The sequence below is a fragment of the Frigoribacterium sp. CFBP 13707 genome, from assembly GCF_014842245.1.
In the GTDB taxonomy this organism is placed as follows: Bacteria; Actinomycetota; Actinomycetes; order Actinomycetales; family Microbacteriaceae; genus Frigoribacterium; species Frigoribacterium endophyticum.
Genome location: NZ_JACYVL010000002.1, coordinates 423,149 through 448,342, shown reverse-complemented (window position 1 = coordinate 448,342; position 25,194 = coordinate 423,149). Strand labels below are relative to the sequence as shown.

Sequence of the window (25,194 nt, the reverse complement as noted above, 5' to 3'; positions counted from 1 at the left end):
CCAGTTCCTATCGGCATCCGACACGCCAGGAGAACGTGAACTCTCGACACTCCTTAGGCCGTTTCTCGGACTTAGCGTGATGGCCAAAATAAGCGCAGCAAAAGTTGTTTTCCACATCGAGAAGGACCTCAGGTGATCCACCAAAATGATGACGAGCCAGAGATGCTCGAACGCAGCATCGCGGGCATCCCACTGCAAGTGTCTTCTCCGACTGCCGCAGCCACTCATATTGCGCACCTCGCATCATCCGAGCTCTCGCGCGGTATCGGAGTTCACCTCATCAACGCCTTCTCCATCTCGTTGGCCGATCGGAACACCCAGTACGCGGAAGTGCTCCGCCGCGCGGATTACAACTATCCAGACGGCAAGCCTCTGACCTGGGTGAGCATGGTCGGTGGCCCGAAGCTGACCCAGGTTCGCGGCCCCCAATTCTTCGATGATGTCCTCGACGTGGGGCGTGGGAGAGATGTCAAGCACTTCCTGCTGGGCGGTAGCGAAGAGCTGCTGGTCAAGCTGGAGCGTGCCATCGAAGCGAGACACCCGGGGGCGCGGGTTGTCGGCTCGTTCAGTCCGCCCTTCCGTCAGATGAGCGACGAGGAGATGAAGCACCAAGATGACCTCATCAGAGCCAGCGCAGCCGACGTCGTCTGGGTGGGTCTCGGAACTCCCAAGCAAGACTTCGAGGTAGATAGGCTCGCTGCAGCACTCCCCGTCGTGGCCTGCGCTGTCGGCGCTGCTTTCGACTTCATGTCAGGCATGAAGAAGGAGGCTCCGAGGTGGCTCGGCACCATCGGGATGGAGTGGCTCTACCGGTTCCTCAGCGAGCCACGTCGCCTCTGGCGTAGGTACCTGATCGGGAACGCCGTCTTCATCGTGGCAGCGTTCAAGCCCCACCGATCATGAAGTCCTCTGCCTTGCGCGTCACTTCTCCCGTGCTCGTCGTGAGCCAACTTCCGCCGCCTGTTCACGGCAGCACGGTCATGACCAGGATGCTCATTGATGTATTGGGCGAACTTGGACATCCGGTCGTGCTGGTCGATCGGCGCTTCAGCCGCGATACCTCGGAGGTCGGAAGGCCCGGTGTCCGCAAGGGGCTCGCAGCGGTCGGCCTCATTGCGCGCCTCTGGATGGCCATAAAAAAGGAGAAGCCCCCGAGAGCCGTATTTTTCTGCACCAACCGCACGTTCTCTTTCTTAGTTGACTGGATCCTTTCCGAAGTCCTTCGGCGGAGCGGCACTCCCTACATCAATTACATCCACACGAGCGGCTACACACAGCTCGCCGCTCGTGGGCGCGTCTGGGCCCGCCTCGTCGCACGCCTTCTCGGGGGCGCAGAGCACACAGTGTGCCTGAGCGCGTCCATGTTCGAAGATGTGGAGCCCTGGGTCGCGAAGCGTCTGCACACCGTCATCCCGAACGCGACGCGCCCTGCCCCTCCTGCTACGGCTACGTCGTCGCCTTCCCAGGGCGACGGACCAGTCCTCTTCATGTCCAACCTCATGGAAGAGAAGGGGATCAGGGAGTTCGTCGAGCTTGGTCTGGTGTTGTGCCAGAACGACGCCAGTGTGCAGTTCCTCATCGCGGGTGGGACCTCGGATCAACATCTGCTTGACGAACTGACCGAGCGTGTCTCGGCTTCGGGCCACGCTGACCGGATCCAGTTCAACGGACCTGCAGACCAGATCCAGAAGTGGGACCTTCTGCGGTCGTGTCGGTTATTGGTATTCCCCAGCAGGTACCGCTTCGAGGCTCAACCGCTCACGCTTATCGAGGCGATGAGCCAAGGCACGCCCATCCTGGCCACGCGGGTCGGTGCCATTCCCGACTTGCTCAACTCGGGGCGAGCCGGCCGCTTGGTCCCCGTCGATGATTTCGAGGCACTCCTCGAAGCAACGGCTGAACTCATCCGCCGACCCGAGGCACTGGCAGACCTTGGAACTAGCGGGCGGCTCCAGTTCGACGCACGTCATTCGCCGAGAGCATTCGCAACGGCATGGGCTGCGCTCCTTTCGTCTGACACCGTCGAAACCCAGAACTCCGAGGAACTGTGATGCACAAAGACAGGTCGCCTTTCTGGTCATCCATTTTCCAGGACTGGCGGGCTAACGCCAGAGACCCGAAGATGCAGATGGTGTTGGCCTTGTTCCGGTCATGCCAACTTCTCATGGGCCCCGATCTACGTAATAGACCTCGCGCTCTACCCATGATCGCGCTCTATCGAACGCTCACGGAGCTAGTTCTGGGGTTTGAGTTGCGTCCGAAGACCAGAGTCGGACCTGGCCTGACGATCTACCACGCGTACGGACTCGTCGTGAACGATCACGCGATCATCGGTCGTGGTGTCGTGCTTCGCAACGCGGTTGTCATCGGGCAAGCACGCCCCGGTGGCCCCAGTCCCCGGATCGAGGACTACGTCGAGGTGGGGGCTTCAGCGCTCATCCTGGGGTCCGTCGTCGTTGGAGAGCGTGCGATTGTGGGCGCCGGCGCAGTTGTAGTCAAGGACGTCCCCGCCGGACGAACTGTCGTCGGGAATCCAGGGCGATTGATCTAAGTAGCTGATAAACGCTGTCGCAGCTTCAGATGTAGGCCAGAGGTGGACTATCTCACCCATATTGGCCCGGCCCGACCACATGATGCTCAGCACAAGGCATGTAAGGCCTCGCGACTTGGCCACGGATACCGGGCGGACCTCAAATATCTAGGCTAATCAATCCTTTAGCTGCGTTTAAAACCTGCCCCGCCCAGCGTACTCGTCGCCTTTCGTGGCGAGACGCCCAGTGTGTGCCTGTTACTGGGCTTCACCTGGTCGGCGACGTCACCTCTCGTTCGGAGCGTGTAGATGATGCCAGCAGCCCACCAGAACGGGACAGCGCCGAAAGGCGCCTCCAGGACAACTCCAAGTGTTGCGACCGGAAGGATCGCTACGACGATGAGGGCTGCCGCCACGAGGAACGGTTCCTGAGCAATTCGCCTCACGCGGCGCACTATCGTCGCCAGCAACTGCACGACGACGAGAACAGCGAGGGCGGACCCGAGTAATCCCAGGCGGGCATACGCACCCACAAACCAGTTGTGAGGACTTCGAACGCCGTCGTACGTGTCTCCCTCGAGGAAGGTGATCGTGCCTGACTGCGTCAGAAAGTCGTTTCCGAACCCACTCCCGAACAGCTGACGCGCAGGCTCCTCGTTGGTCCAGTCCACGACGCCTCGCCACACGAGGGAGCGCGCGCGCTCCGTTCCCTGGGCGTTCAGCTGTCCCTGTGTATCCGCCTGGCTGCTATCGATGGTCGCAATTATTCGCTGGCCGGCCTCAGTTTGCGGCAGGGTCAAGAGCAGCCCGACCAGAGCGGCGGGGACCATCAGCTGAGCGAGTACGCGCTTCTTGCTCTGATAGCCAGTCGTGGCGTAGAAGAAGACGTAAGCGAGAGTAATAGATAAGACAAAGCTGATTAGTCCAGCTCGAGTGCCCTGAGCGAGCACTGTGGCGACAGTGAGCACTAAAGCGAGGCCGGGCCAGATTTTTTTTCGCGAGCGCAAGACCCGGAGCATGAAAAGACCAGCGGCAACACCGGAGATCGCCACGTCGATGTCGGGACGGATCTGGAACAGAGCACCCCCGGCAAAAGGAACGGACAAGCCCGCGAACCCGGAGAACGTCGTCGCGGCAGTCCACACGAGATGGAAGATCAGCGCGAACCAGACGAACTTCATGGTTCGCCGTCGCGATTCCTCCCCCGCGCGAGCAGCCGAGGCCGCCGAGACGAAGGCCAGGAACGCATAGAGGAAGGGCGCTGCGTCACGTAGCCACGCCTCGGTGAACCCTGCGGACAGGGCGAGGAAAGCGCGAATCACCACGAACGCGAAGAAGATGATGAAGAGGGCACTCGGCCTGCCCTTCGCGTCGCCGTTCGTCCTCAGAGGTTCTGACCGACCCTGACTCGCGACGAACCAGCCCAGCAAGCCGAGAGCGAGGAGGACATCGGTCAAGAAGAGAGGGGAGAAACCAAGGTATGAGCCCCACCGCGTGGCTCCCAGGATCAAGACGACGGCGGCGGTCCCGACCACGACGCGAGGTCGTTCAGTAATGGAAGCTCCCCGCGGCATAGTCGAAAGGTATCAGCACCGACGTACCCACCCGATCGTGACGCGGGCAGTGAATGGTCCGACGTGCCAGCCCGTTCACGCGCACCCGGGGCCTCCTCACTACGCGAATTCCCAAGGAGTCACCGGCGCGGCCAGCCGACGGAGCGGGCGCCTGTCGAACCCCCAGCAGCTCGACGCCGCCATATACTCATGCCTGGCCGTCAGTTCCTCACGACGCAGGACAGCCGCTCTGGCCCTTAACCCGACGACGAGACGCGTGCAAAATACAAAGCTCGGCACCATCACCGTATTGATGCCCGCCAAGAATGCTGCGAGAACGGTTCTTCGCGCGGCTAACACGACATTGCGGGCACTACCTCGCGACGGCAAGCTGCTCGTTCTCGACGATGCGAGTACCGACAGCACCCGCGAGCTGGTCAAGGGCATCCGGGACCCTCGCGTGCACGTCCTATCGACCGACCAGCCCCTAGGAGTGGCTCGCGGACTAAATGAACTTCTCAACTCGGCAGACAGCGAGTTCGTCGCACGCATGGACGCGGACGATGTCACTCTTCCGTCGAGATTCGCGACTCAGTCACGATCCTTGTCCCGCGGCTTGGATGTGACATTCGGCGGAGTCGTCCACTTCGGGGAGTCCCTCAGCTTGGCCTATCCCTCACCGCCTTGCCCCCTCCGCCCCAAGGCCTTCAACGTCGCCTTGCTCGTCGGTAACCCCGTGGCTCACTCGACGATGCTGGCGCGACGCTCTGCGTTGGTCCAGGCCGGCGGATATGCGACGGGGCTCGCGGAAGATTACGAACTCTGGATGCGGATGGCCAGTCAGGGCTACGCCCTGAGTCGAAGTGCACTACCGGTCGTAGCGCTTCGCAGGCACCCAGGCCAGGTCACGGCCCGAGATTCCTGGTCCGAGCGTGCACAGCTCGAGACTTTTTGGCAAGCCAGTTACCGCGAGCTCGCCCGAGTCGTCTTAGGCGAGGGGGAAGTGGCCCGCCACTCTGGACCTCTGGATCGCGCGAACGCACCTGTCGATAAGGCTCGTGTCCTCAGCAACCCACTGCTGGAGATCTACAAGACTTTAAACGGAGTCGATCGACTCGGAGTCCAATTGCTTGCTCGCCGAAGTGGCTTCATCCTCAGGGAAGGACGATCGTGATTCCGGGAGATCCGCGGCGACCTGCCAAGACAGTGGTCCTGTTGTACGGATACGCCGCGAACCAATCAGATGCTGTCTCTCGTGTCATCACGGAGTTGGCGGAGGGGCTGCGGTCGCAGGGGATCTCGACCGTCGTTCTCGGTATCAAGCCCATGCGCTTACGGCCCGCTCAAGGGACTCTGCTCACGAAGGTTCTTCGCCTCACCAGCGAACTTTCCTACCTCCTAAGCGTTTCGTCCTACCTCCTCAGACGGCGCAGGAGCATTCACGCCGTCATCTCGGTGGACGTTCCTTCGGGCCTTCCGTTCGTGGGCGCGATGCTAAGACGGGTTACGCACGGCCGCATCCGGGACATCGCGTGGGTGATGGATCTGTACAGGATCGCGCGACCACAGGAGCTCGGCCTCTTCTCGAAGCTTCGAGCACGACTGGAGCTGGCCGCTCTGACCCGGGCCGCCCACGTGGTCACGATCGGCGAGTGCATGACGAAGACTCTTGCTGCGCATGACCTGTCACCGGTGACGATTCCTCTGTGGCACGCCAAGATGCCGATCAGTGCGACGCAGGAAAGCGACGGGTCGGGCCAGCGGGATCTCCGCCTCCTATATTCCGGCAGCGCCCGGGACATCCACCCGTTGTCCGCTCTCGGACGAAGTCTGGGATCGCGCAGCCTCGACTTCCCGTGGTCCTTCCGCGTCGTGGGCTCCGGACCGGGGATAGACGACCTGCCCGGATCCTTGAACGCTAGGGCGTCGGAACGCGTCACCTTTCCCCCGCGGGCTTCCACCACTGGCTGGGCAGAGAACGCCGTGTGGGCCGACGTGCACGTCGTCTCACTGGCGGAGTCGGCCACTGGCACCTGCGTCCCCTCCAAGACCTACGCCGCCATGGCCGCGGGCAAAGCAGTCCTCTTCCTCGGGAGCGAGGAAGGCCAGGCCGCCAAGGACGTGATCGCAGCCGAATGCGGCTTGGTCGTCCCCACTTCTGACACCAACGCGATCTTGCACGCGTTGAGCAGATTGGCCGACCCGACCTTCCTCGCTCGATGCCAGGAGAACGCGCGGACCTTCTACGACGCACATCGCACTGTCTCTCGTGGAGTGGATTCTTGGCGGGGGTTCCTCGACGAAGTGGGATCTCGTGGCGACGTGCAAGACGTTCGACAGGGGGAGGGTCAAGCGTGAGAAAATCATCACCTGTGGTCTACATCTTCTACGGTTACGCATCGTTGCAGGACGACGCCATCACGAAAGTGGCGAGTCAACTTCGCGACGGCCTCCGGGCTGACGGGATCGACGCGCGCCTGGTCGGTCTTCGCAGCCTGCCGAGAAGGCTCGGGGGGCCCCTAGAGAAGGCCCGATCGACTGTCAAAGAGTTCCTCTTCCTCCTACAGGCTCTGGGACTGATCCTCCTCGGTTGGCCGTCCCTCCGTGCAGTCGTCGCCTTGGAGTACCCACCGGGCATGCCCATGGTCGGAAGACTGGCGCACTTGGTGTCGCGAGGCCGAATCATGGACGTCACATGGGTCATGGACCTCTACGCGCTCATGCCGGGTGGTCCATCGGTCACAACAGGTCTGCGTAGCTTCAAATCGTCGCTGTCGAGGTGGGCGCTCGGCGCTTCCTCCCGACGGGTCGTCCTCGGCTCGTGCATGTCTCGGTTGCTGGCAGAGGCGTCAGGTCTCGACTCCCGCGTCATCCCGTTGTGGCACCGCGAGCTCAACGTCCCCGTCCCCTCCGGGAAACCAGATCACTTGAACCTGCTGTACTCCGGCAACGCGCGAGAAATCCACCCGCTCCGCGCGCTCGGTCAGATAGTTGACGGGCCTGTCTCCCGAGGCCGCGTCCACCTCCGGGTCACCGGTAGCGGCAAGGCGATCGCGGAACTCGAGGAGCTTGCACGGACGATGACTGCATCTGCCATCCACGTCAGTAGCTTCGTACCTGAGGCGTCGCTGATCGATCTGTACGGTGCGTCTGACGTCCAGGTCGTCTCACTCGCCGAAGGGGCTACGGGAACATGCGTCCCTTCGAAGACGTACGCGGCCATGAGCGCCGGGCGGCCGATTCTCTATCTTGGCTCTCCAGACGGGCAAGCGGCTCTCGATGTCCTCGAAGCGGGATGCGGGATCGTCGTTCCTACAGACTCGGGGAGACGCATCGAAGCGGCCCTCGAGGGGTTCTTGGAAGACCCGGCCCTCGTCCGACGCATGGGCGACGCCGGACGGCACTTCGCCCGGGAACGACGAAGCACGACGAGTCTCATGCCGATGTGGCGTGATGCCCTCGGACTGACGCGTTGAAGGACCTCATCTGGTCTCTCGTGGAGCGAGTCTTCCCCAGGCTCGCAAGCGCGGGGCTGATGTTGCTCCTGGCCGCATTCGTCACGCCACTGATCGTTGGATTGTACGCGTGGCCAATGGTCGTTCTCACGCTCTACTACTCGGCCTTGGACTCCGCGATCCGCCAAGTCGTCGTCCCGAGCCTGGCAAGCCAGGAGGGTCTTCGGCTCCTGCGCCGATACCGCAACATCGCGAGCATCGCCGGCTCACTGGCTATCGCGGGCATCCTGCTCGCACTCCTTCTGATCTTCCCCGCCGATCTGCATGGACAGATCTACGCCATGACTCCCCTCTTGCTCGTACCGGTGGCCAACTCGTTCGCGGTCAAGCCTCTGGGTTTCCTCCAGTCCCGGAATGCGTGGGCAGAGCTGGCCAAGATGCAGCTCCTGGCGTCTGGCGTGTCCCTCCTCCTGTCCGTGCCGGCCCTGGTGCTGACTCGCTCACTGCTCGGCGCTTCTCTCCAGGTCGCCCTCGTCGAAGTCCTCTTCTGCTGGATGGTGCACCGACGCGCACGGGCACTAGGCATAGAAGCTGCTACCAAGGGTGCCTCCTCCGGCGCAGGCTACGGTCGCGAATTCGGTCACGCTTCCGCCTACTCGATCGTCGGATGGCTGCAGGGCCAGGCCGACCGTCTTCTCATCGGCGGCCTGTCCGGAACGGCCGCGCTCGGATCCTTCTCATTCGCCACCGCCATCGCTCGTAATCCAGGCGATGCGATCTCCGCCTCGACGGGCAACGTCCTCCGCGTCAAGATCAGCGTCGATCAGGGCTTGTCCGCGTTCGAGGTGAGACAGCGTTCTGACCAACTGCTCATGCGCGGACTAGCCCTCGGCATGGTGCTGGTGCTCGCGATATTCATCGGGGTCGACGCCGTCCTACGTCCCCTCCTGGGGAACGAGTGGCGTGAGCCTCTCGACGCTGCACTCCCTGCTGCCATCAGCATCCTCCCGACCATCGTCTCCTGGTCGCTCTCGGTCGTGCTCCTCGCCGTCGGGCGTCTGGCCTGGGGCGCGCCCATCAAAGTCATCGGGATAGCCCTAGCTGTCCCCGTGGCCCTCGCAGCTACGCAGAGCATCGAGCTGGCGTCATGGTGTGTCCTGGCTCGCGAGGTCGTCATTTTGATCTTGTTGCTCGTGAGTTGTGGAAAAGCCGCTCCATTGAAGTCTTTCGCCCTGGCACTTGCGTCGACCACGGCTTTCACCATCGCCGCAGTTCTCCTCTGAGTCGAACAAGTCAGTTGCTCCACTGCCAGGTAAGACGAGGAATCGGGTTAATGCCCGGTTTCCATCAGGTAAATTTTTGAGCGTGCAGAACGTGCTACATCTTCAGGAACGGACCCGGGCGGCCCTCCGGCGCCTCCATGCTGGGGTTGAGAGTTTGACGTTGACGGATTTCCCAGACCACGGGAACATCGGCGACTCGGCGATCGCAGTCGGTGAGGCTGCCTTCTTTGCTGAAGAAGGAATAAGCGTCCGCAAGATCTACAGCCAACCGGTTCTTCCCCGGACCGTGTTCTCATCGGAGCCAGTGGTGGCGATCCACGGCGGGGGCAACCTCGGGGGCTTGTACCCGGGATCCTCGAGACAACGCAACGAGCTGGCTAGTCGCCTGACCTCGGAGTCGCTGCTGCTTCAAGAACCCCAGTCCGTCCACTTCACGAGCGATCAGGAAAGACGCGCCTTCTCGAGCGCTTTGGGCCGCAGAAACAACATCCGCGTCGCCGTTCGCGATGAGGAGTCCTACCGAGTCCTCGAATCCGAGATCGAGACACTGGTTCTGTCACCCGACGCTGCTCACATGATCGGTCCCGTGCGCGCGCCAGCCGCCGTGCAAGCGACCGTGTTCGTCGCCCGTCTCGACGACGAGACGTCAGGGCTGTCCTCGCCGACGACGACTGATTGGCCTGCTGACCCTGTCGACCTCGCGGCCCTCCGCTGGGGCGCCAACCGATCGGAGCAGCTGCCCCTTCTAGCTCCGTTGTTCCGACGTGATCCGCACGTCTGGATGCGGCGTGCCGAACGCCGGCTCCAACGCGGGATCGGCTTCTTGGCACGAGGCGAGACTGTTGTCACGGACCGTCTCCACGCAATGATCATCGCTCTCCACATGGGACGTCGCGTGATCGCAATCGACAACAAGATCGGCAAGTTGTCGAAGTACGCTGCGACGTGGCTCGAGGACTTCGACGACGATCTGACCTTCGTGACGTCGGACGAAGCGAGGGCCTTGGCGACCCAGGTCCAGCGAACAGTGGGGTGAAAGATCAGAAGGCGCCTTCGCGCGCGAGGACAGCCCGGGCGGTACGCCAGAGGATGACGAGGTCGCCCGCCATGGACCAGTTCTCGACGTAGTAGAGGTCTAGGCGGACACTGTCTTCCCAGGAGAGGTTCGACCTTCCACTGGTCTGCCACAGGCCTGTGATGCCCGGCTTGACGAGGAACCTTCGGTGGACGTGGGTCTCGTACTGCGCCACCTCGCGGGCGAGTGGCGGCCGAGGTCCCACGAGGGCCATGTCGCCGCGAACGACGTTCACCAGCTGTGGCAGTTCGTCGATGCTGTAGCGGCGAAGCCAGCGCCCTGCCCGTGTGACACGGGGGTCGTCCTTCATCTTGAAGAGCACACTGTTGCCCTCGGTTCGCTGTTCCCGCGCGAGCCGCTGCAACTGGGCCTCAGCATCGAGCACCATGGTCCGGAACTTGACCATCCGGAAGGCAGAACCGTTGAGGCCGACCCGCTCTTGCAAGAAGAACACCGGGCCAGGCGTGCCCAGTTTGACGACCATCGCCACGACGACGAGCAACGGCGAGATGACGATCAGGAGAACGCTCCCGACGACGATGTCGAAGAGTCTCTTCGAGAAGAGCTTCTGACCCGCGTAGGTCGGCGTCTCGACGTGGATCAGCGGGAACCCGGCGACGGGGCGGGTGTGGATGCGCGGGCCGCCGATGTCGGTGAGGCTCGGAGCCACGACGAGGTGCTGGCCACCGGGTTCCAGGCTCCAGCTCAGTTGACGGACCCGCTCCGGCGGCAGGTGGTCGGAACTGGTGATGACGACCGTGTCAGCGTGACTCGCCACGAGGGCGGCTTCGAGATCGTCGAAGGAACCGATGACCGGGATGCGGAGCGAGCCGCCCACGGTGCCCCCTGCCACCTCGGAGACGCAGGCGCCGACGACGTGATAGCCGGCGGAGGGCTGACTCATGAGCTGACGCGCGAAGTGCTCGACGGTCTCGCGTGACCCCACCAGGAGGACCTGGGCCGAGTATCGGCCTTGCGCACGCTGAAGGACGAGCCACTGACGCCAGAGCCACCGCGAGAACACCAGCACGAGCACTCCGACGGGGAACGCGATGAGGATGTACCCCCTGGCGAGGTCGATGTGGAACAGGAATGCCAGGATCGCGAGCAGCCCAAAAACCCGCAAGCTGACGTCGATGATGAGCTTGTACTCCGTGCTTCCGGTGCCGATCACACGATCCGCGCGCGAACCGTAGAGGCCGAGGACGCCGAGCCACAGGGCGATCACGGCCAGCGAGATCGCCGTGTAGTTCACGGCGACATTGCGCAGGTCGCCTCGGAAGGCGACGTTGGCGGTGTCGATGCCGAACCAGGCGATCTGGACGCCGAAGACGACCCAGATGAGCACGAGAGCGTCGGTCAGCAACAAGCGCTGCGAGTACGCCTTGTTCCAGCCGATCGTCGAGCTCGCCGACCGGATCTCCCGGGTGCTGGGTGCTGCGCTCATCGCCTCGTCCTCACCAGGTCACGCCACCGTCGACGGACACCCGCGAGACCGATCCCGCGGAGAGCCAGACGACATCGCCGACGGACGCCAGGACGATGCCCTGAGCCGCGTCGACACCGGTGACGCAGCCGATCGTCGTCGCCGCACTCCGCGGGGTCGCCGGCGTGGTCACACTCTGGACGGCAACGCCGTCACAGGTGTCGACACCGGTCACTCCCGCGATGTACTCGTCGGATAGCAGCACCACGTCGAGCAGACCGGGCACGCTGACGGAGGACCAGTCACCACCGGTCGTCCGCGTCGACACGGCGTCCGTGCAGGCGACCAGACCGACGGTCCCGTCACTCTGAACACGGGACGGCGCCGGGCAGGGGGACGGCGCCGCGGTGCCGTCGAGGGAGACCGTCGAGCTGTCGACGTCGGCGAAGGTGAGGGTCGAGACCTGGTCGGGGTATTCCTCCCAGAACTCCCCCGCCGTGAAGCTCGACCAGAACTGACGCTCGCAGTCGTCTCCGACTCCGCCGAGCACGGAGACCTTCTCGGGGCCGGCTTCGAGCGCGACGACGGTGCGCAGGTCGAAGGCGAGCTCCATCGGCTGCCAGGTCGCGCCTCCGTCGGTGCTGCGCTCGACGAGTGCGGCGTCGTCCGTGCACGACCCGGGGCTGGCTCGCCATGCCTCGGTGGCGCTGACGGCGGAGAGGAAGCCCGACGGCTGCGTCGACGACGGAGCGGTCGTGGGCTCGGGCGTCGGGGTCGGCGCCTCCGTCGTCGGGCCGGAGGAGAACGTCGGGATCGGCCCCGCCTCACGCTGCTCGCCGGGTCGAGTCGACGCGACGGCCGCCGCGATCAGGGCGACGTCAGCGACGACGAGCACCGCCAGCACGACGAACCACCACGTGCGCGTCGTCGCTCCCCCCGAGCGACTCACGCGGCAGCCGACCCGTCGGGCGCCCGGAGCGCCGTCACGATCGCATCGACGGCTCGGTCGACGTCCGCCGCTGCCTGCTCGTGCACGTCGAGGCCGCGACGGTACGGGTCGACGATGTCCTCTGCCTCGGGGACGTCCAGCGGCGGGACCATGCCCCGCATGCTCGCCACGAGACGGACGACGTCAGCGGGGCTGTCAGCCGCGGCGAGCTCTGCCGGGTCCGAGGCCTCGGCCAAGCGAGCGAACTGCTCGAGGGTGAACGACCGGCGCGAGGCGCGGGGCGAGAGGCGCACGACCGCGGCACGGTGCTCGCGGGCGGCCGTCAGCACCAAGTCGGCGCTCTCAGCCAGCATCTCGGTGAGGTAGGTCGCCTGATGGGCCTCGGGTGCACCTCCGTAGGCTCGCGACATCTCCGCCGCGGTGGCGTCCATGGCGGCGCCGTCTTGCGCCATCGTGCCAGCGCTCATCACGACGAACGGGGTCGACGAGCCCGCGAGGCGAGCCGTCAGGAGCTGCTCGGCGAGGGGCGACCGGCAGATGTTGCCCGTGCAGACCACGAGGATGCCGAAGGGGCGTACAGCGCTCACTGAGCGGCCTTGCGCGCCTCGGCGCCGATGCGCGTCCTCTCCTTCTTCGTGGCCTTCGTCTCCTTGTCGTCCTCGATGCCGTAGCCGTAGGCCCCGCCGTAGCGGCCGTAGCCGTAGGCGTCCGGGCCCTTGATCGGCATCATCGTCATGACGAAGCCGGCGATCGGCGCGCCGACGCTCTCGAGGGCGGCGACCGCCCCGCTGAGCTGGCCCTTGTGGGTCTTGCCCGCGGCGACGACGACGATGGCGCCGCTGGCGCTCTTCGAGAGGATCGCCGCGTCGGTGACGGGCAGGAGGGGCGGGGCGTCGAAGAGGACGTAGTCGAACTGCTGCTCGAGCTGGCCGATGAGCTCCTGCATCGCCCGGGAGCCGAGGAGCTCGCTCGGGTTCGGCGGGATCTGCCCGGCGGGGAGCACGTGCAGCTGCCCGCGGCCCCACGGCTGGACGACGTCGGCGAGGTCGGCACGGCCGATGAGCAGATCGGTGAGTCCGGCGGCGTCCTCGAGGCCCATGTACTGGCCGACCCGGGGCCGACGGAGGTCGGCGTCGATGAGGATGACGCGGGCACCGGCGCTGTCGAGCGCGATCGCGAGGTTGGCCACGGTCGTGCTCTTGCCCTCGGACTGCACGGACGACGTCATGACGAAGCTGCGCGACTTCGTGCCCAGGTCGAGGAACTGCAGGTTGGTGCGCAGGGTGCGGAACGACTCGGCGCGCGGGCTGCGCGGATCGGCCTGGACAATGAGGGGGCGCTCGTCGGCCTTGGGGTCGAAGGCGATGCCGCCGACGATGGGGGCGTCGCTGATCTTCTCGACGTCGGCCTCGTTGCGGACGCGGTTGTCGAGCGTGTGACGCACTACGGCGACGCCGACGCCGACCGCGAGGCCGAGCAGGAGGCCGAGGGCGAGGTTGAGGGGCACGTTGGGGCTCGTCGGCGTCGACGGCACCTGGGCCTCTTGCACGCGCGTCAGTTTGACCCGTGATCCGGCTTCGCTGTCGGCGTCCTCGCTGGTTGCCTCGATCTGCTCGACCACGTTGGTGAGGCTCTGCGACGTCGCATTGGCGATGTCGGCGGCCATCACCGGGTCCTCCGAGACGACGTCGACCTGGATCAGGGTCGTGTCGAGGGGCGCGCTGGCGGTGATCGACTCGGCGAGCTGCTCGGCCGTGACGTCCAGGCCGAGGCTGGAGATCACGGGCAGCAGCACGATCGGCGTGGTGACGAGGCTGGCGTACGTCTTCACGCGCTGCTGCGTGAAGGTGTTGCCCTGCGCCAGGTCGGAGACGCTGCCGCTGGTCTGGGTCGACACGAAGACCTGCGCCGAGGCGCTGTAGTCGGGCGTCTTGACGACCGAGTAGGCCGAGGCGAGCCCGATCCCCACGAGCATCATCGCCACGATGAAGACCCACCCTTTGCGTAGGACAGTGATGTAGTCGCGCAGTTCCACGGCTTTGGTTCCCCTTGATCAAGACGTGACGCCAGAGACGGTCACATCGGAGCAATCGTGCCACATGAGCCTCGCTCGGCAGGGCACCGACCGTTCGCCGCACCGTAAGTTGACCTCATGACACGTCGCGACCTCGACCCCGCCGAGCACGTCCGCGAGCGGTCCGCCGCGTGGGACGTCCTCTACGCCGCCCTGGCCCTCGCAGCGGTCGTCATCGCGTCGGACGTCGTCGGCGACCTCGTCCTGCGCTCCCCCGGGGTGCCGCCGCTCGTCTCGGTCGTCGTGTCGTACCTCGTCATCTGGGTGCCGCTGCTGGCGGCGGTCGTCTTCGCGACCCTCGGCCTCGGCCGGGCGGGAGCGCTGCGACGACTCGGCCTGCGCCTCCGCCCCCTCGACGTCCTCTGGGGCGTCGGCATCGGCCTCATCGCCCGCGTGCTCGACGCCGTGGTCAACCTCGTCGTCGTCGGCAGCACCGGCCTCGAGCCCGTCCCGACCATCGACGGCGGGCCCGCCCTCGGCGTGCTGGTCGCGACCGTGCTCGCACGGGTACTGCTCGCACCCGTGGTGGAGGAGGTGTTCTTCCGGGGGCTGCTGCAGCGCTCGACGGCGAGGCTGCTCTCGACGCCGACACGACTCGACGCCCGGGGGGCAGCGGTCATGGCCGTCATCACGACGTCGCTCGTCTTCGCGCTCCTGCACGCTCTCGTCGGGAGCTTCTCCCCCGCGGGGCTCCTCGTCACCCTCGTCAGCACCACGATCTTCGGCCTCCTCGTCGGGACGCTCGCGGCGCGGACGGGACGCATCGGCGGGGCGGTCATCGCGCACGTCGCCTTCAACGGCCTGGCCGTGGCCGCCACCTGGGCCGTCTGATCCGACCGGGCACCGACCCCCTCTTCTGGGGGTGCGGCCAAGTTCGCCTGGAGGACAGCGAGCGAACAGACCCGTCCTTTTCCGATACCCTCGGGTATCGAGATGCTGTACCGGAACGTCTCGCCAACCCTTGCCCCGAGCGCGAAGTGGGCGCATGATGCCCGACATCCCCGAGAGAGCCGACCCCGTGACGATGTCCCTCCCCTGGCGCCCCGTCCTCGCCGTGACCGCCGTCGCCGCGCTCGCGACCGGCGGCGCCTTGCTCACCCTGCTCCCGGCGTCCACCGGCGAAGAGAGCCTGATCGTGACGACGCCGACGAACGGCTCCGACTCAGCCACCCGGTCGGTCGTCGTGTCGGGCACGGGCACCGACGACGCGATCGTCCGCATCTACGACGCTCACTCGAACGCGATCCTCCTCGGCAGCACCAAGGTGATCGACGGGACGTTCTCGACCGTCGTCGAGTACGCCGACGACGCCCCCGAGCGCCAGGGCCTCTACATCGACGCGATCAAGGAGGACGGGTTCCTCGACGCGGACGTCGTGGACATCACGCTGCCCGCCGTCGAGACAGACGCCACGACCACGGGGTCGTCCTCGGCCACGGCCAGCACCCCGCGCTAGCGGAGCCTGCGCCAGCTCGTCCTGGTCACGGGCCGAACCACCCGGTCCGGGCGAGCTTCCACCCGGAGGGTGACCGCCGCCTCCGCAGGATCACCTGGCCAGGAAGCGCACAGCTCCTAGGCAAGGGCACAGCTGTCGCATAGCGTCCCGAGAGGGGCGATCACCGACTGCCCCTGTGCAAGTCATCCGGGTGCTGGGCCAGGGCGACGAGCGATGAAGCTCGAACACCGATCAGAAAGCACCAACACCACGTGAAGAACGTCTTCTCCTGGCGCCGCGCGCTCGCCGTACCGGCCGCGCTGACGCTCGCCCTCAGCGGGGCACTGCTCACCTCCACCGCCGCACAGGCTGCGCCGGCCAACCTTGTCGTGACCTCGCCGACCGCGGGCTCGACGGTCGACTCGCGCACGGTCACCGTGTCGGGCACCGTCCTCGCCGGCGCCATCGTCGACATCTACAAGGGCGTCGACGCCAGCGGCACCCGCGAGACCCGCATCAACACGGGCAACGCGACCACCTTCAGCACCACGCTGACGTACGCGGTCGACGCTCCCGTCGCGCAGAGCATCTACGTCACCGGCATCTACGGCGGCAGCGGGTTCAGCGACCCCAAGCGCGTCGACTTCACCCTCCCCGCCGCTGCTCCGGTGAAGTTCATCACCATCGACAGCCCCGCCGCGGGCCCCGTCGCGAGCCGCAGCTTCACCGTCACGGGCACCGCGACCCCGAACTCGATCGTCATCGTCCGCGGTGCCGACCGTGAGCTCGGTCGCCAGAACCTCGACGCCTCGGGCGCGTACTCGATCCCCGTCGTCTTCACCGACGCCGACGCGATCAACCAGACGCTCTCCGTCAACGGCCTCCTCGGCGGCAGCGGCATCGACCCGGTCACGCGCGACATCGTGCTGCCCGCCGTCGCCGCTCCGGCCAAGACCGTCACGCTCGACAGCCCCGTCGCCGGCTCCACCACCGATAGCCGCCTCGTCACCTTCAGCGGCACCGCCCCCGTCGGCTCCACCGTCGTCGTGACCGGCCCCGCCGGTGAGCTCGGCCGCCAGAACCTCGGCAACGGCTCGACCTACTCCATCCGGGTCACCTACTCCGAGACCGCCCCCGTCGCCCAGACCGTGACGGTCGGCGGCTTCGTCGGCGCCAGCGGCTTCGACAACACCGTCACGCGCAGCTTCAACCTGCCGGCCGCCGCGGTGACCCCCGACGCCGTCGCCCCCGCGGCGCCCGTCATCACCTCGCCCGTCCCCGCCCAGGTCGTCGTCGGCCAGGACGTCACGATCAGCGGCACCGGCACCCCCGGCGCCAACATCGCCTTCCTGCTGTACCCGACCGACGAGGCGCCGGCGTCGTCCGGCCCCCTCGAGGACGCCATCACCGACTCGGTCATCGTCGTGGCCGCCGACGGCACCTGGAGCTCGACCGTCCGCATGGTCAAGCCGGGCGAGTACTCCGTCGTCGCCATCTCGTTCTTCGCTGACGCGAACGGCGAGCCCACCCTCGACGCCGACGGCTTCCCGCTGATCTCCGAGCCCTCCAACGTCGTCGAGTTCCGCGTCGCCGCCGCCACGCCGATCGTCCCCGCCGGCACCTCGGCCACGCCCGTGCGTGCCGCCGGCAGCCTGGCGTTCACCGGTTCTGACGACTCCAACCTCGTGATCGGCCTCGGCGCCGCCCTCACGCTGGCCGGAGCCGGCCTCGTCCTCGCGGCCCGTCGTCGCCGTGCTCAGCTGAGCACTGTCGACGCGCAGCAGGACTAGCAGCACCCGCCACACCGCAGCACCCGAGCCCCCTCCGCCCCAGCAGCGGAGGGGGCTTCGGCGTGCCGCCCCAGCAGCGGAGGGGGCTTCGGCGTGCCGCCCCAGCCCCCGGGGAGGCGCGGGTCGGCACCAAGCCCCGCCCGCGACTCCCCCTGGCACCGCGGCCCTCAACGACGCACCACGTCGTCGCACCGGAACCACGCCGCGGCGTGGTGCGCGGGCGAGGACGTGGTGCGCCAGCACCGACGGGCCGCAGCTGCTCGCACGACGAAGCCCCCTCGACCGGAGAGGTCGAGGGGGCTTCGGGGGGCCACCCGCCCGCCGGTGCCGAGGCACGGGGCGGGACGAGCACGGAGTGTGACAGCGGCCGGTGGTGGAGATGGGGGGAATTGAACCCCCGTCCATCGCTGAGATTGCACGCATTCTACGGGCGTAGCCAGATGAGACGTTCTGCTCGGCCCCGACCTTTGCTACTGGCTTCTAGGTCGACGGGCCCAGCCCGAGTGCAAGTCCCGCGTGACCCCCAGGCGTAGTCACGCAGCGAGCCCTCTAGATGACGTCAGGGACTGGTTAGAAGGCGGTCACCAGACTGACGGACTTCATGTGGCTCTACTGCTTACGCAGCGAGAGCGAAGTCAGTGCGCTTGTTATTGGCACTTATTGTTTTCCAGAGATCGTTTACGAGATAACCCTGGATCCTCGGCCCGCTTCTCGTTCGCACACAGGCGATGTCGAAACCGATCATCCCCGTGAGGGGCCGTTGTCACACTCTGTGCTGTTGTCGGGAGAACCGTTCCGCGCGTTCCCGCGCGGCCTTCCAGTGTAGGCCCTGGGGGCCCGTTCGGCTACTCGCCGAGGTGCTTGCGGGCCGACATCGCCGACTCCGCCTCGCGGGTCGCCGTGCGCTCGCGCAGGGTCTGCCGCTTGTCGTACTCGCGCTTGCCCTTGGCGACCGCGATCTCGACCTTCGCCCGGCCGTCGCTGAAGTAGATCTTGAGCGGGATGACGGTGAACCCGCCCTCCTTCGTCTTCTGCCCGATCTTGACGATCTGCTGCTTGTGCAGCAGCAGCTTGCGCTTGCGCCGCGGCGCGTGGTTGTTCCACGTGCCCTCGGTGTACTCGGGGATGTGCACGGCGTCGAGCCAGGCCTCCCCGCCCTCGACGAAGGCGTAGCCGTCGACGAGCGACGCCCGCCCCTGCCGCAGCGACTTGACCTCGGTGCCGCTCAGCACGATGCCGGCCTCGTAGGTGTCGTCGATCGTGTAGTCGTGGCGCGCCCGGCGGTTGGTGGCCACGACCTTCTCACCGCGCTCTTTCGCCACGCTGTCTCCTGGTCGTCATGGGTGGTGCTGCCTGGTGCAGGCAGCCTGTCAGCATACAGGCTCAGACCTGCAGGAGGCGCGGTGCCGGTCAGACCGGCACCGCGCCTCCCCCAGGCCCTCGCGCCCTAGACCTTTAGGTACCGACGGATGGCGACGTTGGCCGACAGCGCCGCGAGCAGGATGCCGATCACGACCACGAGCGGCACGACGATCGCCGTCTCCTGCAGGCCGATGAACGGCGTCGACGCGAAGTTCTCGACGAGGTAGCCCTTGACGAAGAAGTTGACGATCGCGATCAGGGCCCCGCCGGCGAGCACCGACCCGAGCAGGGCGGCGATCACGCCCTCGAGGATGAACGGCGTCTGGATGAACCGGTTCGACGCGCCCACCAGCCGCATGATGCCGAGCTCTCGCCGTCGGCTGAACGCGCTGAGGCGGATCGTCGTGGCGATCAGCAGCACGGCCGCGATCAGCATCAGCACCGCGATGCCGATCGCGGTGTAGCTCGCGGCGTTCAGCACGGAGAAGATCGGGTCGAGGTAGCCGCGCTGGTCGACGACGCTCTGCACGCCGGCGAGGCTCGACAGGCTCTCGGTGAGGACGTCCGACTGGGTCGGGTCCTTGAGGTTCACCCAGAAGGTCTCGTTGAGGTACGACGGCTGCACGAACTCGGTCGCCGGGCTGTCGGCGAACTGCGTCGTGAAGCGGTCATAGGCCTCCTGCTGCGTCTCGAAGTACGAGCGGTCCACGAACGGCGCCAGCACGTCGCTCGAGAGCTGCGCCTCGACGCCGTCGATCTGGTCCTGCGTCGCCTTGGCGCCGGTGCAGTTGCCGGTCGTGTCGGTGTCGGTGCAGAGGTAGACGGCCACCTGGGCCTTGTCGTACCAGTACCCCTTCATCTGGTTGATCTGCAGCTGCAGCAGGGCGGCGGTGCCGACGAAGGTCAACGAGATGAACGTGACGAGCACGACCGAGATGACCATCGAGGCGTTGCGGCGCAGGCCGCTGCCGACCTCGCTGAGGACGAGTCCGAGCCTCATGCGTCCGCTCCCCTCGTGCTCAAGTCCTCGACGCCGATCGCCTGGATGGGCACCGCCTGGGTCTGGTAGCCGCCCTGGCGCTCGTCGCGGAGGATGTTGCCGCCCGACAGCTCGATCACGCGGCGCTGCATCTGGTCGACGATGCCGGCGTCGTGGGTGGCCATGATCACGGTCGTGCCGCCGGCGTTGATGCGCTCGAGGAGGGTCATGATGCCCGCGCTGGTCGAGGGGTCGAGGTTTCCCGTCGGCTCGTCGGCCAGCAGGATCGACGGCTTGTTGACGATGGCGCGCGCGATCGCGACGCGCTGCTGCTCACCGCCCGAGAGCTCGTGCGGCAGGCGCTGCTGCTTGCCCACGAGGCCCACCATCTTGAGCACGTCGGGCACCGCCTCCTGGATGAAGCCCTTGCTCTTGCCGATCACCTGCAGGCTGAACGCGACGTTGTCGAACACGCTCTTCTGCGGCAGCAGGCGGAAGTCCTGGAAGACGACGCCGAGGTTGCGGCGGAAGTACGGCACCTTGCGGCTCGACAGCGTGCTGAGCTTCTGGCCGAGGACGTGGATCTGGCCGGTGCTCGGCTTCTCCTCCTTCAGCACGAGGCGCAGGAAGCTGGACTTGCCGGAGCCGCTCGCCCCGACGAGGAAGACGAACTCGCCCTTGAGGATCTCGAGGGTGACCGAGTTCAGCGCAGGCCGGGGGTTGCCGGAATAGACCTTGGTGACTTCATCGAATCGGATCATGACGGGGATCACCCTAAGCCGAGGCCGCGCCCATCCAGGCAGCGACTCGCTGCGCCGCCCCGCCCGCGGCGGCTATGGATCCGCTGACAGGCAGGAGTCGCGGGTCGGCCAGGCCGCGCGACGCCTGTCGCGCAGACCCGGACGTCGCCGCCCGCCTCAGCTGTCGCGGGCGCTCAGCGGTCGCGGGCGCTCAGCGGTCGCGGGCGCTCAGCGGTCGCGGGCGCTCAGCTGTCGTCGCGGCTCAGCGGTCGTCCGGGCTCAGCTGTCGTCGCGCTTGCGCCAGCGGATGCCCGCCGAGATGAAGCCGTCGAGGTCGCCGTCGAAGACGTTCGACGGGTTGTTGACCTCGTGCTCGCTCCTCAGGTCCTTCACCATCTGGTACGGCGCGAGGACGTAGCTGCGGATCTGGTCGCCCCAGCTGGCCGTGATGGTGCCCGCCAGCTCCTTCTTCTTCGCGTTCTCCGCCTCCTTCTGGAGCAGGAGGAGGCGCGACTGCAGCACGCGCATGGCGGCGGCGCGGTTCTGGATCTGGCTCTTCTCGTTCTGCATCGAGACGACCGTGCCGGTGGGGATGTGGGTCAGGCGCACGGCCGAGTCGGTCGTGTTGACGCTCTGGCCGCCGGGGCCCGACGAGCGGAACACGTCGACGCGGATCTCGTTCTCGGGGATGTCGATCGACTCCGTCTCTTCCATGAGCGGGATCACCTCGACGGCGGCGAAGCTCGTCTGGCGTTTGCCGGCGGCGCCGAAGGGGCTCATGCGCACGAGGCGGTGCGTGCCGGCCTCGACGCTGAGCGTGCCGAAGGCGTAGGGAGCGTCGATCTCGAAGGTCGCGCTCTTGATGCCCGCCTCCTCGGCGTAGCTGGTGTCCATCACGGTGGCCGACATGCCGTGCTTCTCGGCGTAGCGGAGGTACATGCGCAGCAGCATCTCGGCGAAGTCGGCGGCGTCGACGCCGCCGGCGCCGGCCCGGATGGTGATGACGGCGGGGCGCGGGTCGTACTCGCCGTCGAGGAGGGTCTGCACCTCGAGGGTGTCCATCATCTTCTGGAGCGCCTTCAGCTCGACCTGCGCCTCGTCGGCGCTCTCCTGGTCGTCGCCGTCGTTGGCCATCTCGACGAGCACCTCGAGGTCGTCGAGCCGCTGCTCGGTGGTCTCGAGCTTCTCGAGCTCGGACTGGCGGTGGCTGAGGGCGCTGGTGACCTTCTGCGCGTTCTCCGTGTCGTCCCACAGGTCGGGGGCGGAGGCCTGCTCGCTGAGCTGGGCGATCTCGGCGACGAGGCGGTCCTGGCCGATCACCGCACGGATGTCCTCGAACGTGGCCCGGAGGGCGGCAATCTGCTCAGAGAAGTCCAGTGCGATCATGGTACCCGAGCTTACCGGCCCGGGGTGCGAGGGGCGTGCGGGGCCTGCCGGGCCACACTTCAGCGCCGGGCGCGGGCCACGGCTCAGCGCCGGGCGCGGGCCACGCCCGCCTCGCGCAGGGCGACGTCGGCGAGCGCCCGCACCACGGCGGGCTCCCCCGCGCGCCAGTCGGCGACCGGGTCGGTCGACACGGCGAGCGCCGCGCGGGCGTCACGGCCGGTGAGGGCGCGCAGCGCGAGCAGCTCCTCGCCGCCGGGCGTCGCGAGCAGCGACCGGGTCGAGGAGGCGCGGCGCACGAACCCGACGCGCCCGCGCAGCCACACCCAGAGCACGACGACGCTCGGCACCCCCGCGACGACGAGGCCCGCCACGAGGGAGGCGCGGGCCACGCCGTCCTGCTGCTGGCGGCCCGCGTCGGCGAGGGAGCCGCCCGCCCCGCTCGCCCCGTCGAACGGCGCGCTGGCCGCGCCCCCGACGAGCGGCAGGTCGCCCAGGGTGCGCGAGGCGTCCTGCATCGCCCCCTGGAAGCCGGCCCCCGCCTCCTCGAGCTGGCGGCCGAGGTCGGCGAACCCGGCGATGAACTGCGCGATGGCGACGCCCACCACGACGAAGACGACGACGAGCCCCACGGCGACGAGGTCGCCCGCCACCTGCCGGGCACGGACCACGGGCGACGACGAGTAGATCTGCATGGCCCCAGTGTCGACCGTCAGCCGTCGAGGTGCCCCTTCCTGGGCCCTCGACACGGAGCCGGGCCCAGGAAGGGGCACCTCGATGGCCGTCACCGCCTCAACAGGCGAGCGAGGCGGGCGACGAGCGCCCGGGCCTCCGCCCCGTGCAGGTCGTCGTCGCTGACGAGCACCACCCGCCAGCCGTCGTCCTCGAAGCCCTCGCGGCGGCGGAGGTCGTAGCGCCAGGTGTCGCGGTCCTCGCGGTGGTGGTCGCCCTGGAACTCCAGGGCCACGCGCGGCGAGGCCCAGCTGAGGTCCGGCTTGCCGAGGTACGAGCCGTCGGCGGCGAAGCGCCGCACGTTGACCTCCGGCTCGGGCAGCCCGGACCGGACCACGAGGAGTCGCAGCGCGGTCTCTCGAGGAGAGTCGACTCCCGCCCGGACGACCGAGACCGCGCGCCGGAGCGACCGCGTGCCGGGCCGGCCGTGGGCTCGGGACGCGGCCTCCTGCAGGTCCGCGACGGGCAGCAGCCGCGCCCGCGGGTGCGGCGACCACCCGCCCACCAGCGCGTCGCCGAGGGCGACGAGCGTGTCGACGGGCAGGTCCGCCGCCGCCTGGACGAGGGCCTCGAGCGGCTCGGTCACGGGCAGGCCCTCCAGGCTGTGCGACGACGCTGCCGAGTAGCGGTGCCCGACCACGCCCGGGCGTCGCCGCTGCCGCGCGACAGGGTCGGAGACGTGCAGGTGTCGCGACTCCTCGAGCCACCTCGGCAGGGGGAGCCCCCAGAGGCCGAGCGCCGTGACGTGGGCGAAGTGCTCGTGCCGACGGAGGAGCGGGGCGAACTCCTCGCACCGGCCGCGCAGGTCGACCGCCTCCCGGGCCGACCGTGCTCCCCGGTGCGGCGCTCGGAGGTCGCCCGCGCGGAGCCTGTCGTAAGGCAGCCCGACCTCGAGCGCCTCGGCCACCGAGAAGGGGCGGGACGTCAGCTCGGAGGGCAGGGGGCGCGGTCGCATGCCAGGAGCGTGCCGGGCCGTGGGCCGCCCCACCGACCGCAGCCGACGCTGTCGGGACGACCCGCGCCTCCTCGGCCCTGGGGAGGGATCACGCTCGTGCATCGAGGTGACTCGTCCTGGGGCCGAGCGCTCCGCGAGCCCCCAAGAAACGTCACCCGGGGATGCCTCACATCCACCCCGTGCAGCGAGATGACCCTTCCTGGGCCCTCGGCGCCCGCGAGGCCCCGGGAAGAGTCACCTGGACGCGTGAGGTCGCGCTAGCGGGCGCCGAGGGCGGGGGCGCGGTCGGCGTAGCCGGCGCGGGTCGCGCGGGCGACGGCCTCCGGCAGCGCCGCGAGCAGCGCGTCGACGTCGGCGTCGGTGCTCGTGTGCCCGACGGTCATGCGGAGCGCGCCCCGCGCCTCCTCGGCCGTGAGCCCCATCGAGAGCAGCACGTGCGACGGCTCCGGGATGCCCGCCTGGCACGCCGACCCGGTCGACACCGCGACCCCGGCCGCGTCGAGCAGGAAGAGCAGCGAGTCGCCCTCGCACCCGGGGAAGGTGAAGTGCGCGTTGCCGGGCAGCCGGTCGACCGGGTCGCCCCGCAGCACCGCGCCCGGCACGGCGCGCCGCACGCCCTCGACGAGCCGGTCGCGCAGGGGCTCGTACGGCTGGTGCGGCTGCTCGGCCGCGACGGCGAACGCGGCGGCGGCCGGGGCGTCCTGCGTGCCCGACCGCACCTGGCGCTGCTGCCCCCCGCCGTGGATGAGCGGCACGACGGTCGCCGAGCGCGCCAGCACGAGCGCACCGATGCCGATCGGCCCGCCGATCTTGTGGGCGCTGACGCTCAGCGCGGCGAGCCCCGTCGACCGGAAGTCGATCGGCACCTGGCCGTAGGCCGCCACCGCGTCGCAGTGCACCGGCACGCCGTGGGCCGCGGCGAGCGCGACGACCTCGTCGACCGGCTGCATCGTGCCGACCTCGTTGTTGGCCCAGAGCAGGGTCACGAGCGCGACGTCGTCGTGCTCGTCGAGCGCCGCGGCGAGCGCGTCGAGCCGCACGCGGCCGAGCTCGTCGAGCGGGATCGTCGTGACGACGGCGCCCTCGTAGCGCTCGAGCCACTCGACGGTGTCGACGGTGGCGTGGTGCTCCCCGCCGGGCACGAGGAGTCGCGGGCGCGGCCGGTCGGACTGCCGCGCCCACCAGAGGCCCTTCACCCCGAGGTTGACGGACTCGGTGCCCCCGGAGGTGAAGACCACCTCGATCGGGTCGCAGCCCAGGGTCGCCGCGACGCGCTCGCGGGACTCCTCGAGCAGCCGCTTCGCGCCCTGGCCGGCGGAGTGGATGGACGACGGGTTGCCGACAGTGCCGAGCGCCGCCGTGTAGGCCGCGAGCGCGGCCGGGTGCAGGGGCGTGGTGGCGGCGTGGTCGAGGTAGACGCTCATGCCCGGCTCCTCCTGATCTCGGTGCGACGGCCGGTCGGGCGACGCCCGG

General features: G+C 67.7%; 23 protein-coding genes and 1 other RNA gene. 11 read left to right on the top strand and 13 right to left on the bottom strand.

The genetic code is table 11. The annotated features are described in order from the left end of the window. Positions 1 to 162: 162 nt before the first annotated feature. Genes IFT45_RS05805 through IFT45_RS17765 form a run of 3 tightly spaced genes read left to right on the top strand, consistent with a single transcriptional unit; the run spans position 163 to position 2,551 of the window. Entirely contained in the window at positions 163 to 903 is a 741-nt protein-coding gene (locus IFT45_RS05805) for a WecB/TagA/CpsF family glycosyltransferase (RefSeq protein WP_192127150.1), read from the top strand. A 29-nt stretch (positions 904 to 932) separates the two neighbouring features. Beyond that, positions 933 to 2,051 (top strand): glycosyltransferase family 4 protein, encoded by a 1,119-nt coding sequence (locus tag IFT45_RS05800; RefSeq protein WP_192127148.1) that lies wholly within the window; start codon positions 933 to 935, stop codon positions 2,049 to 2,051. Then, positions 2,051 to 2,551: a serine acetyltransferase gene (locus tag IFT45_RS17765; RefSeq protein WP_192127146.1), complete on the top strand. Its 501-nt coding sequence runs from the start codon at positions 2,051 to 2,053 to the stop codon at positions 2,549 to 2,551. The genes IFT45_RS05800 and IFT45_RS17765 overlap by 1 nt, the downstream gene beginning before the upstream one ends. 164 nt (positions 2,552 to 2,715) lie before the next feature. Here IFT45_RS17765 and IFT45_RS17760 read toward each other — a convergent pair whose 3' ends face one another. Then, a complete protein-coding gene (locus IFT45_RS17760) occupies positions 2,716 to 4,065 on the bottom strand; it encodes an O-antigen ligase family protein (protein WP_192127144.1) in 1,350 nt (449 codons plus the stop codon). A gap of 19 nt (positions 4,066 to 4,084) precedes the next feature. On the opposite strand from IFT45_RS17760, the gene IFT45_RS17755 reads away from it, so the two are divergent. From IFT45_RS17755 to IFT45_RS05765, 5 genes are all read left to right on the top strand, one after another. Further along, entirely contained in the window at positions 4,085 to 5,257 is a 1,173-nt protein-coding gene (locus tag IFT45_RS17755; RefSeq protein WP_371810886.1) for a glycosyltransferase family 2 protein, read from the top strand. 41 nt (positions 5,258 to 5,298) lie between these two features. Beyond that, complete coding sequence (locus IFT45_RS05780) at positions 5,299 to 6,441, top strand: glycosyltransferase (protein ID WP_192127140.1); 1,143 nt, start codon at positions 5,299 to 5,301, stop codon at positions 6,439 to 6,441. Positions 6,442 to 6,455: 14 nt separating this feature from the next. Continuing rightward, positions 6,456 to 7,559: a glycosyltransferase gene (locus IFT45_RS17750; RefSeq protein ID WP_192127138.1), complete on the top strand. Its 1,104-nt coding sequence runs from the start codon at positions 6,456 to 6,458 to the stop codon at positions 7,557 to 7,559. Beyond that, entirely contained in the window at positions 7,556 to 8,821 is a 1,266-nt protein-coding gene (locus IFT45_RS05770; RefSeq protein WP_192127136.1) for an oligosaccharide flippase family protein, read from the top strand. The genes IFT45_RS17750 and IFT45_RS05770 overlap by 4 nt, the downstream gene beginning before the upstream one ends. Positions 8,822 to 8,903: 82 nt before the next feature. After that, complete coding sequence (locus tag IFT45_RS05765; protein WP_192127134.1) at positions 8,904 to 9,857, top strand: polysaccharide pyruvyl transferase family protein; 954 nt, start codon at positions 8,904 to 8,906, stop codon at positions 9,855 to 9,857. 4 nt (positions 9,858 to 9,861) lie between these two features. Here IFT45_RS05765 and IFT45_RS05760 read toward each other — a convergent pair whose 3' ends face one another. From IFT45_RS05760 to IFT45_RS05745, 4 genes are read right to left on the bottom strand one after another with little or no spacing between them, the layout of a single operon-like run. Further along, positions 9,862 to 11,343, bottom strand: coding sequence for a sugar transferase (locus IFT45_RS05760; protein WP_192127131.1), 1,482 nt, complete (start codon positions 11,341 to 11,343; stop codon positions 9,862 to 9,864). A gap of 10 nt (positions 11,344 to 11,353) precedes the next feature. Next, on the bottom strand, positions 11,354 to 12,271 hold the full coding sequence (locus IFT45_RS05755) for a hypothetical protein (RefSeq protein ID WP_192127129.1): 918 nt from the start codon (positions 12,269 to 12,271) through the stop codon (positions 11,354 to 11,356). After that, entirely contained in the window at positions 12,268 to 12,858 is a 591-nt protein-coding gene (locus tag IFT45_RS05750) for a low molecular weight phosphatase family protein (RefSeq protein ID WP_192127127.1), read from the bottom strand. The genes IFT45_RS05755 and IFT45_RS05750 overlap by 4 nt, the downstream gene beginning before the upstream one ends. After that, complete coding sequence (locus IFT45_RS05745; RefSeq protein ID WP_192127125.1) at positions 12,855 to 14,306, bottom strand: polysaccharide biosynthesis tyrosine autokinase; 1,452 nt, start codon at positions 14,304 to 14,306, stop codon at positions 12,855 to 12,857. Before IFT45_RS05745 ends, IFT45_RS05750 begins: the two co-directional genes overlap by 4 nt. A gap of 117 nt (positions 14,307 to 14,423) precedes the next feature. On the opposite strand from IFT45_RS05745, the gene IFT45_RS05740 reads away from it, so the two are divergent. The 3 genes from IFT45_RS05740 to IFT45_RS05730 all read left to right on the top strand — a co-directional run bounded on the left by IFT45_RS05740 (position 14,424) and on the right by IFT45_RS05730 (position 17,570). Further along, positions 14,424 to 15,176 (top strand): CPBP family intramembrane glutamic endopeptidase, encoded by a 753-nt coding sequence (locus IFT45_RS05740; RefSeq protein WP_192127123.1) that lies wholly within the window; start codon positions 14,424 to 14,426, stop codon positions 15,174 to 15,176. A 187-nt stretch (positions 15,177 to 15,363) separates the two neighbouring features. After that, positions 15,364 to 15,801, top strand: coding sequence for a hypothetical protein (locus tag IFT45_RS05735; RefSeq protein ID WP_192127121.1), 438 nt, complete (start codon positions 15,364 to 15,366; stop codon positions 15,799 to 15,801). A 251-nt stretch (positions 15,802 to 16,052) separates the two neighbouring features. After that, positions 16,053 to 17,570: an LPXTG cell wall anchor domain-containing protein gene (locus IFT45_RS05730; RefSeq protein WP_192127119.1), complete on the top strand. Its 1,518-nt coding sequence runs from the start codon at positions 16,053 to 16,055 to the stop codon at positions 17,568 to 17,570. A gap of 371 nt (positions 17,571 to 17,941) precedes the next feature. On the opposite strand, the gene ssrA is transcribed toward IFT45_RS05730, so the two are convergent. The 8 genes from ssrA to IFT45_RS05690 form a co-directional block, all read right to left on the bottom strand. After that, positions 17,942 to 18,319, bottom strand: a transfer-messenger RNA (tmRNA) gene (ssrA, locus tag IFT45_RS05725). 96 nt (positions 18,320 to 18,415) lie between these two features. Further along, positions 18,416 to 18,892, bottom strand: coding sequence for an SsrA-binding protein SmpB (gene smpB, locus IFT45_RS05720; RefSeq protein ID WP_056053663.1), 477 nt, complete (start codon positions 18,890 to 18,892; stop codon positions 18,416 to 18,418). A gap of 125 nt (positions 18,893 to 19,017) precedes the next feature. Beyond that, positions 19,018 to 19,932 (bottom strand): permease-like cell division protein FtsX, encoded by a 915-nt coding sequence (ftsX, locus tag IFT45_RS05715; RefSeq protein WP_056053660.1) that lies wholly within the window; start codon positions 19,930 to 19,932, stop codon positions 19,018 to 19,020. Beyond that, positions 19,929 to 20,672, bottom strand: a complete 744-nt coding sequence (gene ftsE / locus IFT45_RS05710) for a cell division ATP-binding protein FtsE (RefSeq protein WP_056055785.1) — start codon at positions 20,670 to 20,672, stop codon at positions 19,929 to 19,931. The genes ftsX and ftsE overlap by 4 nt, the downstream gene beginning before the upstream one ends. Positions 20,673 to 20,930: 258 nt before the next feature. After that, positions 20,931 to 22,037, bottom strand: coding sequence for a peptide chain release factor 2 (gene prfB, locus IFT45_RS05705; protein WP_056053657.1), 1,107 nt, complete (start codon positions 22,035 to 22,037; stop codon positions 20,931 to 20,933). Positions 22,038 to 22,120: 83 nt separating this feature from the next. Beyond that, positions 22,121 to 22,729 (bottom strand): hypothetical protein, encoded by a 609-nt coding sequence (locus IFT45_RS05700; protein ID WP_192127117.1) that lies wholly within the window; start codon positions 22,727 to 22,729, stop codon positions 22,121 to 22,123. An 89-nt stretch (positions 22,730 to 22,818) separates the two neighbouring features. After that, positions 22,819 to 23,721: a hypothetical protein gene (locus IFT45_RS05695; RefSeq protein ID WP_192127115.1), complete on the bottom strand. Its 903-nt coding sequence runs from the start codon at positions 23,719 to 23,721 to the stop codon at positions 22,819 to 22,821. Positions 23,722 to 23,978: 257 nt separating this feature from the next. Next, the gene (locus tag IFT45_RS05690) at positions 23,979 to 25,145 is read right to left on the bottom strand and encodes a cysteine desulfurase family protein (protein ID WP_192045504.1); all 1,167 of its coding nucleotides are present in this window, start codon (positions 25,143 to 25,145) and stop codon (positions 23,979 to 23,981) included. Positions 25,146 to 25,194 lie beyond the last annotated feature (49 nt).